The sequence below is a fragment of the Eubacterium sp. F2 genome (assembly GCF_046244355.1).
In the GTDB taxonomy this organism is placed as follows: domain Bacteria; phylum Bacillota; class Clostridia; order Peptostreptococcales; family Anaerovoracaceae; genus Aminicella.
In genome coordinates this window covers 2,260,924-2,277,682 of record NZ_CP176393.1, presented here as the reverse complement: position 1 = coordinate 2,277,682, position 16,759 = coordinate 2,260,924, and the positions used below count along the sequence as shown (strand labels likewise).

Below are 16,759 nucleotides of genomic sequence, written 5' to 3'. Positions count from 1 at the left end.
AAAATACAGGAAAGCTTACGCAGAAAAGCAGGCTTTCCTGTTTTTCTTTTGTCCCGGGACAAAGCAAAAGCCTTCGGAATCATTGAAATTCCAAAGGCTTTTTTACTTGAGTGAACAGTCACTCGTTGAAGAAGTATGTAAATGAGGTGAACACTTTTTCAGCGCCGTCTTGCGGCGTTTACGCTGGAGAGGAAGATGACATTGTCTGTGGACGCTGTCTCTTTCTTCTGTGCGTTATAACCGGATGTGTTCAGTTTCTTCCAGCGGCCTTTCTTCTCCGATGGAAACTGAATAATCTGATGATCGTCTTTTTCCTGTTCGGTGAACCTGCATACGCAGGCATAAACCAATGCGGCCAGTACCGCAAGTCCAAGTGCAAGAAGCGGCATCATATGCAACACATCCTTTCTGTTTTTCTCAATCTGAAACCCCTTGTTTGATGTCCCTTTTGTTATCTTTGATTATATTATAATCGAAAGCTAATAAAAAATCCAGTGTTTTTTGTGATTTAGCAACAAAAACTTTCTTAAGATGAAGTGCTAAAGTGTGATAATTATATTTTTAACAAGCATGAATAATTATTGCGTATAGATAAGTACAATGCAGTGATTTTTGCAGAATGTGTTTGTTGCTGATGTACAGCAGAAGTGTGGTGCGATGAAATATTGTTCATATTCTTGCGCATTGCTTTTGTCTGGAGAAGCGGAAGGGAAAACAGCCAATGCTCCGGAGAACGTGTTATGGGGAAAGGAAGAACTGCGTGAATATTCAGGGATGTGTCTGCCGCCGGGATAAGGGAAAGCCTTGCATTTCAAGGCACGCGGGGGTTCTGATTTCTTGACACTGTACAGGTAAAAATATATAATAAAGAGCGACGAATTTTATCGTTAGATCATAAAACAGGCCTGGCTGCGGCTGCAGTTCGGAGATTCCGGCAGGGATGTCCGTTAAGGCCTGGAAAGGAAGATTGGAATATGTTTGAAAAGCTTTCAGATCAGCCGGTGGCTGAGGTTCAGAAGAAGCAGGTGCAGGAATGGGAGGATGAAGACCTCCTGAACCGCCGTGTCAAGGAGAGAGAAGACGCAGAGCCGTTCATTTTCTATGAAGGCCCTCCGACAGCAAACGGCAAGCCGGGCATTCACCACATGATGGCCCGCACCCTGAAGGACTCCATTACCAGATATAAGGTGATGAAGGGATTCAAGGTTAAGCCGAAGGCAGGCTGGGACACGCACGGACTGCCTGTTGAGATTCAGGTTGAGAAAGACCTGGGCATGAGCGGAAAGCAGGATATTGAGAAATACGGAATCAAGGAATTCTGCGAGAAGTGCCGCCAGTCGGTATTCACATTCACCGACATGTGGGGAGATATGAGCCGCCGCATGGGATTCCTCGCTGACCTGGAGCATCCGTATATTACTTTGGATAATAATTATGTTGAGTCCGTCTGGTGGATCATTCATGAGTTCTTCAAGGCCGGAATGATTTACGAGGGACACAAGGTTCAGCCTTACTGCCCGCGCTGCGGAACAGGTCTGGCTTCCCACGAGGTTGCCCAGGGTTATAAGGAAGTTGCGGTTACAACACTGACCGTAAAGTTCAAGCGTGTCGGATATGACAAGGATTACTTCCTGGCATGGACGACAACGGCATGGACTCTGGCTGCCAACACCCTCCTGACGGTCAACGCAGATGTTGATTACGTCAGAGCAGAGATGCTGGAAGGCGATGAGAAGGGAAATATCTTCATTCTCGCCAAAGACTGCGTGGACAAGGTATTAGGAGAAGGCAAGTACAAGGTCCTGGAAGAGATGAAGGGAAAAGACCTGGAGTATGAGAAGTATGAGAAGCTCATGCCTTGGAACGAGCTGGATCCGGAGAAGGACAAGGCCTTCTTCGTTACCTGCGATGATTATGTAACCACAACTGACGGAACAGGAATCGTACATTCCGCTCCGGCATTTGGTGAAGACGACTATAACGTCGGAAAGAAGTACGGCGCTCCGGTTTATGAACCGGTTGATGAGAGAGGCCGCTACACAACGACACCGTGGAAGGGTCATTTCATCATGGAAGAGGGTTTGGACATCGAGATCCTGAAGTGGCTGGCTGAGGAGGGCAAGCTCTTTGCTCACCAGAAGATCCACCACGATTATCCGCACTGCTGGAGATGCGGAACACCGCTGGTTTACTATGCGAAGCCGGGCTGGTACATCAGAATGAGCGACCTGAGAGACGAGCTGGTTGCCAACAACAAGACGGTTAACTGGTTCCCGCCTTTCGTCGGCGAAGGACGTTTCGGAAACTGGCTGGCTGACGTAAGAGACTGGAACATTTCCAGACAGAGATACTGGGGAACGCCGATTCCGATCTGGAGATGTGAGTGCGGTCACCTGGAGTGCGTAGGCAGCAGAGAAGAGCTGGCTGAGAAGGCCATCGAGGATGTCGATCCGAAGAATGTCGAGCTGCACCGTCCGTACGTTGATGATATTCATCTGAAGTGCCCGAAGTGCGGAAAGACCATGACCAGAATTCCGGAGGTTATGGATTGCTGGTTCGACAGCGGTTCCATGCCGTATGCACAGTGGCATTACCCATTTGAGAATAAAGAAGTGTTCGAGCAGAACTTCCCGGCAGATTTCATCTGCGAGGGAATCGACCAGACAAGAGGCTGGTTCTATTCTCTGATGGCGATTTCCACCTTCCTGATGCATAAGGCACCGTATAAGAATGTTCTGGTCAGCGACCTGATCCTGGATAAGAACGGCAAAAAGATGTCTAAGTCCAAGGGCAACACGGTTAACCCGTTTGAGATGATGGACAAGTACGGCGCTGACGCGACACGCTGGTACATGATGAGTGTATCTCCGGCCTGGACGCCGACAAAGTTCGACGAGGAAGGCCTGAAGGAGACGGTAAGCAAGTTCTTTGGAACTCTGAAGAACATCTACAACTTCTTCATTCTGTACGCAAATCAGGATAACGTTGACCCGACCAAGGACATCGTTGATCCGAAGAAGCGTCCGGAAATCGACCGCTGGATCCTGTCTAAGTATAACAAGCTGATCCGCGAGGTCACACAGGATATGGATGAATACAACCATATGAAGACTGTCCGCGCAATCCAGAGCTTTGTTGTGGACGACTTCTCCAACTGGTACATCAGAAGAACACGCCGCCGTTTCTACGCGTCCGGCATGGATGATGACAAGAGAGCCGTTTATCAGACGACTTACGAGGTACTCCTCGGCATCGTAAAGATGATGGCTCCGATCGCTCCGTTCCTGTCTGATGAAATGTATCAAAAGCTGATGAATGATAAGTCTCTGACGGTTCATACCGCATATTTCCCAGAGTGCGACGAGTCTCTGATCGACGAGAGTGCTGAGAAGAGAATGGATCTGGTCAAGACTCTGGCCGGACTCGGAAGAGGAATCCGTGAGAAGGAGAACATCAAGGTTCGTCAGCCGCTGGCTGAGATTCTGGTAGACGGAAAGTACAGAGACCTGATTTCTGACCTGGCTCCGATCCTGATGGAAGAGCTGAACGTGAAGAAGGTTGTCTTTGCTGATGACCTGACCACATACATGAACCTGACCCTGAAGCCGAACTTCAGAGTTGCCGGTCCGGTTCTCGGAAAGAAGATCGGTGCCTTCGGAAAGGCTCTGGCAGGAGAAGATGCCACAGCATTCACCGCAAAGCTGGAAGAGGGTCCGGTTACCATGAATCTGAACGGCGAGGACACAGAGATCCAGCGGGACTATGTCGATGTCCAGATTCACGCAAAAGAAGGCTTCTCCGTTGCGATGGAACAGAACATCTTCGTCATTCTGGATACAGAAGTTACGCCGGAACTGGAGGAAGAGGGACTGGCAAGAGAGGTCATCTCCAAGGTTCAGCAGCTGCGTAAGCAGAAGGACTTCGAGATGATGGATCACATCACCATCTATCTGGATGCTGACGAGCAGGTGAAGGCCGCTGTCGAGAAGGACAAGGCTCACATCTGCGAGGAGACCCTTGCTGACAGCATCGAGGAGAAGAAGGGACTTGAGGAAGTTGACATCAACGGACACAAGACCGGACTCGATGTAGAGAAGAGATAATCATCGAACCTTAAGATGCACTGCCGCGGAATTTTTTCCGCGGCAGTCTTGTAAGAGAAAGGCGCCGCGCAGGCGCTGTGGAGAATAAGAATGAAAGACCTTAGAAACCTAACGGAAGCAGAGATGCAGGAACTGGCAAAAGAAGCAGGCCAGCCGGCTTTCCGCGGCCGTCAGCTTTTCGGCTGGGTGTATAAGGGCAGAACCGACTTCCGGGAGATGACCAATCTTCCGGAAGTTTTTACTGCCTGGCTGAAGGAAAATGCAGAGCTGGACAGCCTGAAGCTTCTTGCCCGGCAGAAATCGAAGACGGACGGCACCCAGAAGTTCCTCTATGGCTTAAAGGACGGAAACGCGGTAGAGACGGTGTTTATGAAGTATAAATACGGAAATACCGTATGCGTCTCTTCCCAGGCCGGCTGCCGGATGCACTGCGCCTTCTGCGCCTCTGGAATCAACGGACTGGTCCGCAGCCTGACGGCGGGAGAGATCATTTCCCAGCTTCTGGATACGGAGCGGGAAACCGGGGAAAAAATTTCCCGGATTGTCGTCATGGGAACGGGAGAACCTTTTGATAACTATGATCAGATTTCCAGGTTTATCCGGATTCTGCATGAAAAAGACGGGCGCAACATGAGCAGCCGTAATATTACTGTGTCCAGCTGCGGTCTGGTCCCGGGAATCCGGAAATTCAGTGAAGATTTTCCGCAGGTCAATCTGGCGGTGTCTCTTCATGCTCCAGTGAGCAGCCTGAGGGACGAGCTGATGCCGGTGAACCACAGCTATCCGCTGGAAGAGCTGATTCCGGCCTGCCGTGCCTATACGGAAAAAACAGGACGCAGAATCACGTTTGAGTATGCCCTGATCCGGGGAAAAAATGACACAGACGAGATGATCGGAAAGCTGATTCATCTGCTCAGAGGGATGCTCTGCCATGTCAATCTGATTCCTCTGAATGAGGTCAGCGAGACCGGTCTTCTGACTTCCGGAAGAAAGAGGGCAGAGGAGATTCAGAAGCGGCTGGAAGATTCCGGAATCCCGGCAACGGTGCGGCGCCAGCTCGGTGCCGATATCGACGGTGCCTGCGGACAGCTCCGTCTGAAGGCGCAGAAACAGTCAGATGACAGCAGCGTAACTGTCAAATAAAGGTTATTTTCAGGAAATGTAAAATAACTCTTGTGGGAAACGCAAAAACAGTTATAATATAAATATAACGATATTTTCTAATAATTATGATTATTAGTCGGCGCCTTGCCAGGCAGGTTTTGTCTGCGGAGAGCCCCGCTGCAGGGGAAAAAATTAACGACAGTGCAGACAACTTTCCTCCACAAGCCTCATCCGGTGAAATATTCATTGAATGGCGCCGGCCCGTAGTGTATAATATTTCTATATCTAAGACAGGAGGGATGGTTATGGTTAAAGTATTAGTCGGACACAAGGGAACAGGCAAGACTAAGATGATGGTTGACCTTGCGAACGAGCAGGCCGAGAAGGCGGACGGAACAGTCCTCTTCATCAATAAAAATGCCAGACTTACATATGATCTGAAACACGAGATTCGTGTCGTGACAATGGAAGATTATCAGGGTGTCACAGACAGTGATGAATACATCGGATTCATCTATGGCATCATCAGTTCCGACCACGACATCGAGGCGATTTACATAGACAGCATTTTAAAGTTTGCGAACTTCTCCCTGGGAGATCTTCCGAAGTTCCTGGAGAGACTGGACAACATCTCCAAGCAGTATGGCATGGACTTCACCGTAAGCCTGTCTGCTGACAAGGAAGAGATGATCGGCGTTGATTTCTCCAAGTACGAGGTATTAAATCAGTAGCGTCTCATCCGATGAATTATGAGGGAGCAGTGTATGCTCCCTTTTTTCATATGTCAGGGACAAAAGAAAGGGGCAGGGAAACAATGAACTGGGATGAGCTGACGCTTGAACATGTCCGGAACGCCTACCGCTGCCACCAGCCAGTTTCTATGGGAAAACACAGAATATATTCTGTTCTGGTGCCGCTGGTGAAAAAAGAAGACGGACTGTATCTTCTCTATGAGCGCAGGAGCACGCGGATGAAGACGCAGCCGGGAGAAAGCTGCTTTCCGGGAGGCCATCTGGAGGACGGGGAGGACCCGCTTGAGACGGCGCTCCGGGAGACGGAAGAAGAAATCGGCATTCCAAGAGGGCGGATTGAACTGGCCGGGCCGGGGGATATCCTTTACGGAATCGCGAATTTTACGCTGTATACCTATATTGGGATCATACAGGAAGAGGATTTTCAGCATCTTGCGCTGGAAAAGGATGAGGTGGAGGAGGTCTTCCTGATTCCGCTCACGGCCTTTTCTGAGAATCCGCCGGAGAAACACCTGGAGCAGGCAAAGCCGGTGATCCCGGAAGATTTTCCCTATGCGAGAGTGGGAATCGGAAAAGACTACCCGTGGAGAGTCGCAAAGTCTCCCATCTATATTTATGAAATCGAAGGCCGCGTAATCTGGGGAATGACGGCGTTCATCACCAGAAATGTGCTGAAGACTCTGGCGGCATCTGTGGAAGGGCTGAATTTTGACGAGGGTGCGCAGAAACAGAAAGAGTCCGCACAAGAGTAAATTACAGTAAGTGACAGGAGAAGCATTAGAATGAGCAGTCTGCTGAAAGATATCGCAAAAGTAATCGAGCGCGCAAAGGTGCAGGCGGCAAACGTCAAGCCGCAGGAATTCACGCTGACGGAAGAGATCGGGCAGCACACGCAGAACCGCCTGTTCTGCGGAGACAATATCCATCTGATCAAGGCGATGACGATGGACCCGAAATGGAAAGGAAAGATTCAGATGATCTACCTGGATCCGCCGTTTTTCAGCAAGGCTGACTATGACGCGGTGCTGAGCACGGACGGAGACAAGGTCAAGCATCTGGCCTACAATGACCGCTGGAAACACGGCATGTATGAATATCTCCGCCAGCTGACCGCCCGGCTGATCCTTATGAAGGACCTGCTTTCCGATGAGGGACTTCTGTTCCTTCATCTGGACTGGCACGCCGTTCATTATGCCAAGGTCGCCATGGACGAGATCTTCGGTGAACAGAATTTTGTCAATGAAATCATCTGGACCTATAAATCCGGCGGAAGCACTAAGCGCCGTTTTTCCAGAAAACATGACAATATTCTGGTCTATTCCAAGACCAGCAAATACATGTTCCACGCTCTGAAGGAAAAGTCCTACAACCGGGGATTCAAGCCTTATCATTTTAAAGGGGTACAGGAGTACCGGGATGAAGTCGGCTGGTACACCATGGTGAACATGAAAGATGTCTGGAACATCGACATGGTTGGAAGAACCTCGGCAGAGCGCACAGGCTATGCGACTCAGAAGCCGGAAGCCCTTTTGGAGCGGATTATCGACTGCTGCACCAACGAGAACGACATCTGTGCGGATTTCTTCTGCGGAAGCGGAACCCTTCCGGCAGTAGCCGTAAGAAAGGGCAGAAGGTTCGTTGCCTGCGACAACGGCGCTTTAGCTATCGAGAATACCATCGGCAGAATCGCCTCCCAAAGAGGCCGCCTGAAGGTCTACAGCACCAAACCGCTGGAAGACGCTCTGGTCAAGTCGCTGCGGCCGAGATTTGAGGCGGAACTTCATGCCGAGGTCCGGGACATCGTCTCCAGCCCGCAGAAGATCCTGCAGATTTCCCTTGAGAACGTAAAGGAGCGGCGCCTGGAGCAGGAGATGAATGAAAAGTCCGCTGCCCAGGTCAGAAAGATCGAGAAGGAGAAGCCGCTCGATCTGGTGCAGGCCTGGAGCATCGACTATAACTTTGACGGCAAAGTCTTCCGTCCTAAGGAGATTTACCTGAGAAGAAACGGAAAACTGCAGACCACTTCCGAAAAGATGATCGATGCCCTGGAAGCTCAGCATCTGGACCACATCGTGGTAAAAATCGTCGATATCATGGGAAATGTAAGCTTTCAGCGACTGGAAGAGATCACCTTCTTCGACTAATATGCGGATGGATATTGTGAATAAATATTAATTCTTATCTCTGACATCATTTATGTTTGAAAAACGACAGCAGACTGGTGTAAATCGCACCGTTCTGCTGTTTTTCTTATGTTGTGAATAAATATGGTGAAAAAAACACAGAATACATGTTGCATTTTCTTACGAAAAAGAGTATGATTACACCATTACAGAAACTATAGCAGAGAATATATTATTGAGAGTTTAAGGAGGCGGTCAGATTGGCTTTCCATATCTTTATCGACGGTGCGCACGGCACTACGGGACTGAAGATCAGAGAGTATCTTGAAGATCGGGATGATATAGAAATTATTGAAATCGATGAGGCGAAGAGAAAGGACCTGGACGAACGGGTGAAGATGACGCAGAAGGCAGATGTATCCATTCTCTGCCTGCCGGACAGCGCATCCGAGGAGCTCGCGAAAGCGGTGCCGGAGGGCGTCCGCCTGATCGACACATCCACAGCCCACCGCGTGAATCCGGACTGGGTTTACGGATTTGCTGAGCTTCAGAAGGGGCAGAGAGAAACGATCAGGCAGGCAGAGCGCGTTGCCAATCCAGGCTGCCACGCAACCGGCTTCATTTCGCTGGTCAAGCCGCTTGTGGCGGAAGGCATCTGCGGAAGTGAGTATCCATTTACTTCATTCTGCGTAACCGGATATTCCGGAGGCGGAAAAAAGATGATCGCCCGTCATGAGGATCCGGACCGTCCGTCTTACCTGGTCAGCCCGGGACAGTATGGACTGACCCAGCAGCATAAGCATCTGCCGGAGATGATGAAGATGACAGGAATCTCCCTTGCGCCTTCGTTTTGTCCGATCGTCGGCGACTTCTACAGTGGCATGGTCATGACGGTTCCGCTGAGAAAAGAGCTGATGGAGAAGAAATACGGCGTGAAGGACCTGATTAAGATGTATCAGGACTATTATCAGGGGGAGAAACTGATCACGGTCAATGAAGAGGTTCCGGATGACGGATTCATCCACAGCGACCTGAAGGCCGGGAAAAACTCTCTGGAGATCTTCGTCACGGGAAATGATGATCGTCCGCTGGTTATTTCCAGATTCGACAACCTTGGAAAGGGAGCGTCCGGAGCAGCGGTGCAGAACCTGAACATCATGCTTGGAATCGAGGAGACAAAGGGTCTGCTGTAAAGAGGAATACGCAGTTTCAAACAGAAATTCAGATATATGGAAATAGAGGAAAGGGAAAACGATGGAAAAGATTAACGGAGGTGTCTGCGCGGCACCGGGTTTTCAGGCAGCCGGAGCATTCGGCGGAATCGGAAAAAATGAAAAAAAGGGCGATATGGCGCTGATTTTAAGTGATACAGTCTGCAACACGGCAGCGATTTTCACCAAAAACAAGGTTCAGGGCGCCCACATCAAGGTCAGCAGAAAGCATCTGGAAAACGGCAAGGCCCAGGCCATTCTCTGCAACAGCGGAAACGCGAATACCTGCACAGCAGACGGCGTTGACGTTGCGGAAGAGGGCTGCAGACTCGCTGCAGATGCCTGTGGAATTTCCCCATACGACGTTCTTCCGGCATCCACCGGAGTTATCGGCGAGCCGATGCCGATCGAGCCCTTTAAAGTCGGTGTTCTGAAGCTGAAGGAAGGTCTGAGCTATACAGGTTCCACTTCCGCGGCCAAAGCCATGATGACGACGGATACCTATCCGAAGGAGACGGCAGTTCAGTTCACTGCAGGCGGAAAGACCTGCACCATCGGCGGAGCCGCAAAGGGATCCGGCATGATCCATCCGAACATGGGAACCATGCTGGTCTTCATCACCACAGACTGCGCGATCTCTCCGGAGATGATCCAGAAAGCCCTGTCCGATGAGGCACCGGCAAGCTACAACCAGATCAGCATCGACGGTGACACGTCCACTAACGACACGGTATTCCTGATGGCAAACGGCAAGGCAGGAAACGCGGAGATCACTGAGGAAAATGCAGATTACAAGGCCTTCTGCGAGGCACTTCATGAAGTCAGCGTAGACATCGCCCGCATGGTTGCCGGAGACGGCGAAGGCGCAACCCGCCTGATCGAGGCCCATGTCGTTCATGCGCCGAGCCTGAAAGCCGCAAGAGCCGTATCCAAGAGCGTTATCTGCTCCAATCTGGTCAAGGCCGCCATGTTCGCGGCTGATGCCAACTGGGGAAGAATCCTCGACGCCATCGGCTACACCGACGCTGATTTCAGCGCCGACAATGTGGACGTCAGCATTCACTCCGACAAGGGTGAAATCACTGTCTGCAAGGCCACTGCAGCCGTTCCGTTCAGCGAGGAGAAGGCAGCGGAAGTTCTGGGCGAGGATGCCGTTTACGTTGAAATCGACCTTCACGATGGAGATTTTGAGGCCAGCGCCTTTGGCTGCGATCTGACCTATGAATACATTAAGATCAACGCGGAGTACCGTTCTTAATTCTGACAAAGGAAAACTTTCAAGACAGAAAACCGGCTGCTAAACAGCCATACTGCCTCCTGTGAGGAGAGGGAAAGGAAAAAGGACGGAAAACAAATGGTCAGTCAGGAAGATTTAACAAAAACAAAAGTTCTGGTCGAAGCGCTCCCATATATCCAGCGTTTCCGCGATAACATCATCGTCGTAAAATACGGCGGGAGTGCCATGAAGGATGAAGAGCTGCAGTACCACGTCATCGAGGATATCGTGCTGCTTAAACTCATCGGCATGCGCCCGATCATCGTGCACGGCGGCGGAAAAGAAATCAGCAAGTGGGTTGCAAAAACGGGAATCGAGCCGCATTTTTACAATGGTCTGCGCATTACCGACGCAGATACCCTGGAAATCGCGAAGATGGTTCTGGGAAAGGTCAACAGTGACCTGGTGTCCATGGCAGAAGCTATGGGCGCGGACGCCGTTGGAATCAGCGGCATTGACGGCGGCCTTCTGACCGTTGAAAAGGCGATGCCGGACGGAAAAGACATCGGTTTCGTAGGAAATGTCACACAGGTAGATACCAAGGTTCTTCACGATCTGGTTTCTAATGATTTCATCCCGGTTGTATATCCGATTGCTGCAGATGAAAATGGTCAGGCGTACAACGTCAACGCCGACCACGCTGCCAGTGCAATCGCAGAGGCGGTTCATGCAGACAAGCTCGTATACCTGAGCGATATCCGCGGCGTATATGAGGATCCGGACGATCCGGACAGTGTCATCTCTGAGCTCTACGCAAGAGAGGCCGAGCAGTTTATCCAGAATGGAATCGTCACCGGCGGTATGGTTCCGAAGATCGAAAACTGTGTCGACGCGGTCAAGAACGGCGTAAAGCGTGTCCATATTCTGGATGGACGGGTGCCGCATTCTCTGATCCTGGAGTTCTTCACCAACCGAGGCGTAGGAACGGCGATCTTAAGCGACAGCGAGCGCAGATACTACAAGGAAAAATAACAGAAGATAGAAATATGACAGAGGTCTGCCGGTCACGGAAGCCCGGGACCGGCGGACGCAGGAAACTTCTTGAACGGGTAAATTTTGGCATAAATGCGCGGAAGGCGCAGTGAGGAGCAGAAAATGAACAGTAAAGAAGTCATGGATACATTTGATAAATATGTCGTCAATACCGGCGCGCGTTTTCCGGTGGTGTATGACCACGCGGAGGGCGCAAAAGTCTGGGATAAGGACGGTAAGGAATACATTGAGATGTGCGCGGGCTACGGTGCGAATTCTCTGGGATATGCGGATCCGGACTGGCTGGATGCGGTCATTTCCCAGCTGAAGAAGTTCCAGCATACATCCAATCTGTACTATCATGAAATCGGCGGAATCGTTGCGGAGAAGCTGGTGAAGAAGAGCGGGATGAAGAAGGTCTTCTTCGCAAATTCCGGCGGCGAGGCCAATGAGGCGGCGTATAAGATTGCGAGAAAATATGGTAACACGATTGCGGATGTGCATAAAAATGCCATTCTCTACATGCAGACCTCCTTCCACGGACGGACGATTTCCGAGACGGCATCCACAGGATCTTACCCTGGCATGGACGCTAAGTTCGGCCCGCTGACTCCGGGATTCTTCCCAGTGAAGATCAACGACATCGAGGATCTGAAAAAGCAGGTTGCCGAGCATAATCCGTGTGCCATCATCATGGAGCTGGTACAGGGCGAGGGCGGCGTCATCGCGATGGATCAGGAGTTCGTGGATGAAGCAGTAAGATTGTGTAAGGATAACGACATCCTGTTTATCGACGATGAGGTCCAGGCAGGAATCGGCCGTACGGGAACTTTCTTCACTTATGAGCAGTACGGCTTCAAGCCGGACATCGTATCCTTCGCAAAAGGCATCGGCGGCGGTCTTCCGATCGGCGGCGTGCTGACCAATGAGAAAACCTGCGATGTCCTGTCTGCAGGCGAGCACGGATCCACCTTCGGCATGAACCCGGCGGCCTGCGCAGGGGCAAATGTCGTCCTGGACAAGATGGACGACGCCTTCCTGAAAGACGTGAGGGAAAAGGCCGACTATCTGCGCGGCGAGCTTCTGAAGATTGACGAAGTGAAGTCCCTGTCCGGCCTGGGCATGATGATTGGCGTCGACTTCAAGACCAGAGATTACGCGCAGGTTGTTCAGGAACTCTGCGAGAACGGCGTTCTGGCCATCACCACCCACGGTCGTCTGCGCCTGCTTCCGCCGCTGACCATCACAAAGGATGAGATCGATCAGGCGCTGAAGATCTTCCATAAGGTGCTGGATAAGTAGGGATGACAGGATCAGAAAGAAGTGAAGCATTGTGATGCCTGCCCTGGAGATTTCCAGGTGACTCCGGACAGGGTTTAGAATATCTGAAGCTGTATCGATATCTGCCTTTCATTAAATGATTGAGCAGGAAGAAGTTTATATTGCAGTTTGAATACTGATGACGGGAGCTGCCGCCGGGTTATGAATGAACCCGGCGGCTGTTTTTTATGCTTTGGGGAATGGCAGAAGCAGAGATGTGAGTATACAATATACTGTGTTCGGAACGGGTGAAAGTGCAGCCCTGCATGATTGAGAAGGGGGGTATTATGCTCCGATAAAAATACTCAGTATGTACACTGTGACCATTTATGTCTGCTAATTAATATAGAGGATACACAGGGAGGATTGATTTTGCATATATATTCGTGTTTATGTATGCGTTTTGTATCCATCGTTGTTTGTATTTTTTTAGTTCGTTTAAATCATGATTTATATATTTTCTGCAGAACCGGGTTTTCTTTTTAGACAAGTGTTCTGAAAACTTCTGCTGTACATTGCGGTGTACTTACTCGGATTCCGTGCATTCTTCTATTTTCTTACAGTACATCTCTTTTTTCAGAGAGGTTAACAACATTTAACCACTCATAATGTTCCAGTTTTTGACAATTATCCCCTTGTATTTCCGGTTTATCCGCGCATTCATATATATTCAGTTCTGCGCTTTCTCTTAAAAATAGGAAATAAACGAACCCCCGAATAATTTCATCACATTCCCATCACATTTTCAAACTTCTCCCTGCTATTCAATGTGCACACTGAAAAAACAAGACTTCCAGTACAGCAATAAATTTCCTGTTATCTCGTTACTGGGTGCTGGAGTCCAGAAAATACTGACAGCCTCTTCTTACAGGGAATTCGCATGTGCTCCTGTCAGGATAAAGGGTGATAAACGGTTGCAAACTCCTGCATTCAGGTAGTATAATAGTACTGTATGTGGAAAACTTTTACGCACGTACTGCAGTTTGATTCTGCACGAAAATAGGATAAAGGAGATTTCAGATGAAAGTATTAGTAATCAATTGCGGAAGCTCTTCCCTGAAGTACCAGGTTCTGGACATGGACGGAGAAAACCTGCTGGCTAAGGGACTGGTTGAGAGAATCGGCATGGACGGTTCTGTTATCACACACACAAAGATCGGCAGCGATGACAAGTGGAAGAACGAGGTTCCGATGCCGACACATAAGGAAGCAATCGAGCAGGTTCTGAATGCAATTGTAGATCCTGAGCACGGTGTACTGCATGACATGAGCGAGCTGGGCGCTGTAGGCCACAGAGTCGTACACGGCGGCGAGCGTTATGCAAACAGTGTACTGATCGATGAGAAAGTACTGACTCATCTGGACGAACTGTCTGAGCTGGCTCCACTGCACAACCCGGCAAACATCCTGGGAATCAGAGCATGCCAGAAGCTGATGCCGAACACACCGATGGTTGCTGTATTCGATACTGCATTCCATCAGACCATGCCGGCAGAGTCCTATATCTACGCTCTTCCGTATGAGTACTATGAGAAGTACGGCGTAAGAAGATACGGATTCCACGGAACATCCCATAAGTATGTTGCTGACAGAGCTTCCAAGATCATGAACGTAAGCCTGGATGACATGAAGATCATCACCTGCCACCTGGGCAACGGAGCATCCGTTTCCGCCATCAAGAGAGGCAAGTGCATCGACACATCCATGGGATTCACACCGCTCGAGGGACTGGTAATGGGAACACGCTGCGGCGATATCGACCCGTCCATCACAACCTACATTTCCGAGAAGGAGAACCTGTCCGCAGAGCAGATGAATGAGATCATGAATAAGAAGTCCGGAGTTCTGGGAATTTCCGGAATTTCTTCCGACTTCAGAGATATCGAAGCTGCTGCTGAGGAAGGCAACGAGAGAGCACAGCTCACACTGAAGGTATTTGCTCACAAGGTAAGAGCATACATCGGAGCATTTATCGCAGAGATGAACGGACTGGACGCACTGGTATTCACAGCAGGTGTTGGCGAAAACGACATCGCTATGCGTGACATCATCTGCAACGACCTCGGAAACCTGGGCATCAAGCTCGACCTGGTAAAGAACAAGATCAGAGGCAGGGAAGCCATTATTTCCAGAGATGACTCTCCGGTAACCATCATGCTGATCCCGACCAACGAGGAGCTTATGATCGCAAGAGATACTGTTGATATCGTTGAGAAGAACCGTTAATTAAGGCCCTTCTGATACATCAGGAATAGAAAATTAAAAGACCGCGCCGCGGAATGAGATTTCGGATTTCATTTCAGAAAGCGCGGTTTTTTCTTGCTCATTTGTATTTTGTCCAGTGGGTGAGCAGGCTGAAAAAGTGAAGAATAATACCTGTCCGGCGTTTGACACAGCCCGCGAATTTCAATATAATTGATGTATACATTAAGTTGCGGCAAAACAGAGATGCAAGGGAATAAGAAGGGGATGTCCTGACAAGCTGGCGGCCCTTCATCTGTCCTAAATCGTGTATACTGTATTCACATAAGTGTATCTGCTGTAATCAAAACTATCTATAAACACATATATTGGAGGAAAAGCGTATGAAAACTGTAAAATTTCTGTATGGACGCGGGACCTATGACCTGCAGGTTCCAGACGATACCCCGGTTCTGACTTCCCGTGTTGACCAGCTGAAGAGCGACCGCGACGGCCTGACCATCGTAAAGGAAGCCATGGATAATCCGATCGACAGCCCGCATCTGTATGATCTGGCAAAAGGTAAACCGGACTGCATAATCATCATTTCTGACCACACTCGTCCGGTTCCAAGCAAGGACATTCTCCCGAATATGGTCCGCGAGCTGCGTCAGGGAAACCCGGACATCAAGATTACCCTTCTGGTTGCGACCGGCTTCCACCGTCCGACCAGCGTAGAAGAACTGAGAGAAAAACTGGGCGATGACCTTTATGAAGAGTTTAAGGACAACATCGTCGTTCATGACGCTCACGATCCTTCAAAGAACGTCAAGGTCGGCACACTGCCGTCCGGCCCGGACTGCATCATTGATAAAGTCGCCGCAGAGGCATCCCTGCTGGTTGCAGAAGGATTCATCGAGGCACACTTCTTTGCAGGCTTCTCCGGCGGCAGAAAGAGCATTCTGCCGGGCGTTGCAGACGCCGTTACCGTAATGGGCAACCACTGCTCCAAATTCATCAACGATCCGAACTGCCGTCCGGGAATTCTGGACAACAACCCGATCCACACAGACATGGTTGCAGCTGCAAGAATGGCAAAACTCGCTTACATCGTCAACGTTGTCATTGACGAAGATAAGAAGACCGTCGCCGCATTTGCAGGTGATTTTGAGACTGCGCACAGAAAGGGCTGTGACTTCATCAGCAGCTACGTTGCCGTAAAGCCAGAGCCTGCAGACATTGTCATCACCACCAACGGCGGCTACCCTCTGGACCAGAACGCATACCAGTCCCCGAAGGGCATGACAGCAGGAGAAGCAACCTGCAAGCCGGGCGGAGTGCTGATCATGCTCGCATGCTGCTGTGACGGAACAGGAGGAGACGGATTCTATCATTCCATCGCCGACCAGCCGACCATGCAGGCATTCTACGACAAAACCCTGGCTACCAAACAGGAAGACACCGTTCCTGACCAGTGGTGTTCCCAGATTTTTGCCAGAATCGCACTCCAGTTCCACGTCATCTTCGTTGCTGACCCGGATCAGAAAGACATGATCGAGGGACTGAAAGTCGAGTACGCACCGGACCTTCAGACCGCTTACAAGCGCGCAAGAGAGATCAAGGGCGAGGATGCTTCTCTGACCTGCATCCCGAACGGAATTTCCGTAGTTGTGAGACCGTAGGGGATTAGATAAACGGGATCGTTAACAGCGTGGCA

At 50.1% G+C, this 16,759-nt stretch carries 12 protein-coding genes; 11 read left to right on the top strand and 1 reads right to left on the bottom strand.

Annotation, left to right across the window (positions count from 1 at the left end; genetic code table 11):
- Positions 1-158 precede the first annotated feature (158 nt).
- Positions 159-392, bottom strand: coding sequence for a hypothetical protein (locus ACI77B_RS09995; RefSeq protein ID WP_409336668.1), 234 nt, complete (start codon positions 390-392; stop codon positions 159-161).
- Positions 393-974: 582 nt separating this feature from the next.
- Here ACI77B_RS09995 and ileS point away from each other — a divergent pair.
- The 11 genes from ileS to larA all read left to right on the top strand — a co-directional run bounded on the left by ileS (position 975) and on the right by larA (position 16,724).
- Complete coding sequence (gene ileS / locus ACI77B_RS09990; protein ID WP_409336667.1) at positions 975-4,103, top strand: isoleucine--tRNA ligase; 3,129 nt, start codon at positions 975-977, stop codon at positions 4,101-4,103.
- 90 nt (positions 4,104-4,193) lie between these two features.
- Positions 4,194-5,246 (top strand): 23S rRNA (adenine(2503)-C(2))-methyltransferase RlmN, encoded by a 1,053-nt coding sequence (rlmN, locus tag ACI77B_RS09985; protein ID WP_409336666.1) that lies wholly within the window; start codon positions 4,194-4,196, stop codon positions 5,244-5,246.
- Positions 5,247-5,512: 266 nt separating this feature from the next.
- A complete protein-coding gene (locus tag ACI77B_RS09980) occupies positions 5,513-5,938 on the top strand; it encodes a hypothetical protein (RefSeq protein WP_409336665.1) in 426 nt (141 codons plus the stop codon).
- Positions 5,939-6,021: 83 nt separating this feature from the next.
- On the top strand, positions 6,022-6,711 hold the full coding sequence (locus ACI77B_RS09975; protein ID WP_409336664.1) for an NUDIX hydrolase: 690 nt from the start codon (positions 6,022-6,024) through the stop codon (positions 6,709-6,711).
- Between the two features lie 30 nt (positions 6,712-6,741).
- Entirely contained in the window at positions 6,742-8,103 is a 1,362-nt protein-coding gene (locus ACI77B_RS09970) for a DNA-methyltransferase (RefSeq protein WP_409336663.1), read from the top strand.
- Between the two features lie 239 nt (positions 8,104-8,342).
- Positions 8,343-9,275 (top strand): N-acetyl-gamma-glutamyl-phosphate reductase, encoded by a 933-nt coding sequence (gene argC, locus ACI77B_RS09965; RefSeq protein WP_409336662.1) that lies wholly within the window; start codon positions 8,343-8,345, stop codon positions 9,273-9,275.
- 61 nt (positions 9,276-9,336) lie between these two features.
- Entirely contained in the window at positions 9,337-10,551 is a 1,215-nt protein-coding gene (gene argJ / locus ACI77B_RS09960; RefSeq protein ID WP_409336661.1) for a bifunctional glutamate N-acetyltransferase/amino-acid acetyltransferase ArgJ, read from the top strand.
- 96 nt (positions 10,552-10,647) lie between these two features.
- On the top strand, positions 10,648-11,541 hold the full coding sequence (argB, locus tag ACI77B_RS09955; protein WP_409336660.1) for an acetylglutamate kinase: 894 nt from the start codon (positions 10,648-10,650) through the stop codon (positions 11,539-11,541).
- A gap of 123 nt (positions 11,542-11,664) precedes the next feature.
- Positions 11,665-12,843 carry an aspartate aminotransferase family protein gene (locus ACI77B_RS09950; RefSeq protein WP_409336659.1) on the top strand — a complete coding sequence of 393 codons (1,179 nt, stop codon included), beginning with the start codon at positions 11,665-11,667 and terminating at the stop codon, positions 12,841-12,843.
- A 1,038-nt stretch (positions 12,844-13,881) separates the two neighbouring features.
- A complete protein-coding gene (locus ACI77B_RS09945) occupies positions 13,882-15,087 on the top strand; it encodes an acetate/propionate family kinase (protein ID WP_409336658.1) in 1,206 nt (401 codons plus the stop codon).
- 359 nt (positions 15,088-15,446) lie between these two features.
- The gene (gene larA, locus ACI77B_RS09940) at positions 15,447-16,724 is read left to right on the top strand and encodes a nickel-dependent lactate racemase (RefSeq protein WP_409336657.1); all 1,278 of its coding nucleotides are present in this window, start codon (positions 15,447-15,449) and stop codon (positions 16,722-16,724) included.
- The last annotated feature ends 35 nt before the right edge of the window (positions 16,725-16,759 follow it).

Excerpts from the sequence above, each read along its gene's own strand:
- ACI77B_RS09995 (WP_409336668.1), bottom strand. The coding sequence starts at position 392 with ATGATGCCGCTTCTTGCACTTGGACTTGCGGTACTGGCCGCATTGGTT.
- ileS (WP_409336667.1), top strand. The coding sequence starts at position 975 with ATGTTTGAAAAGCTTTCAGATCAGCCGGTGGCTGAGGTTCAGAAGAAG.
- rlmN (WP_409336666.1), top strand. The coding sequence starts at position 4,194 with ATGAAAGACCTTAGAAACCTAACGGAAGCAGAGATGCAGGAACTGGCA.
- ACI77B_RS09980 (WP_409336665.1), top strand. The coding sequence starts at position 5,513 with ATGGTTAAAGTATTAGTCGGACACAAGGGAACAGGCAAGACTAAGATG.
- ACI77B_RS09975 (WP_409336664.1), top strand. The coding sequence starts at position 6,022 with ATGAACTGGGATGAGCTGACGCTTGAACATGTCCGGAACGCCTACCGC.
- ACI77B_RS09970 (WP_409336663.1), top strand. The coding sequence starts at position 6,742 with ATGAGCAGTCTGCTGAAAGATATCGCAAAAGTAATCGAGCGCGCAAAG.
- argJ (WP_409336661.1), top strand. The coding sequence starts at position 9,337 with ATGGAAAAGATTAACGGAGGTGTCTGCGCGGCACCGGGTTTTCAGGCA.
- argB (WP_409336660.1), top strand. The coding sequence starts at position 10,648 with ATGGTCAGTCAGGAAGATTTAACAAAAACAAAAGTTCTGGTCGAAGCG.
- ACI77B_RS09950 (WP_409336659.1), top strand. The coding sequence starts at position 11,665 with ATGAACAGTAAAGAAGTCATGGATACATTTGATAAATATGTCGTCAAT.
- ACI77B_RS09945 (WP_409336658.1), top strand. The coding sequence starts at position 13,882 with ATGAAAGTATTAGTAATCAATTGCGGAAGCTCTTCCCTGAAGTACCAG.
- larA (WP_409336657.1), top strand. The coding sequence starts at position 15,447 with ATGAAAACTGTAAAATTTCTGTATGGACGCGGGACCTATGACCTGCAG.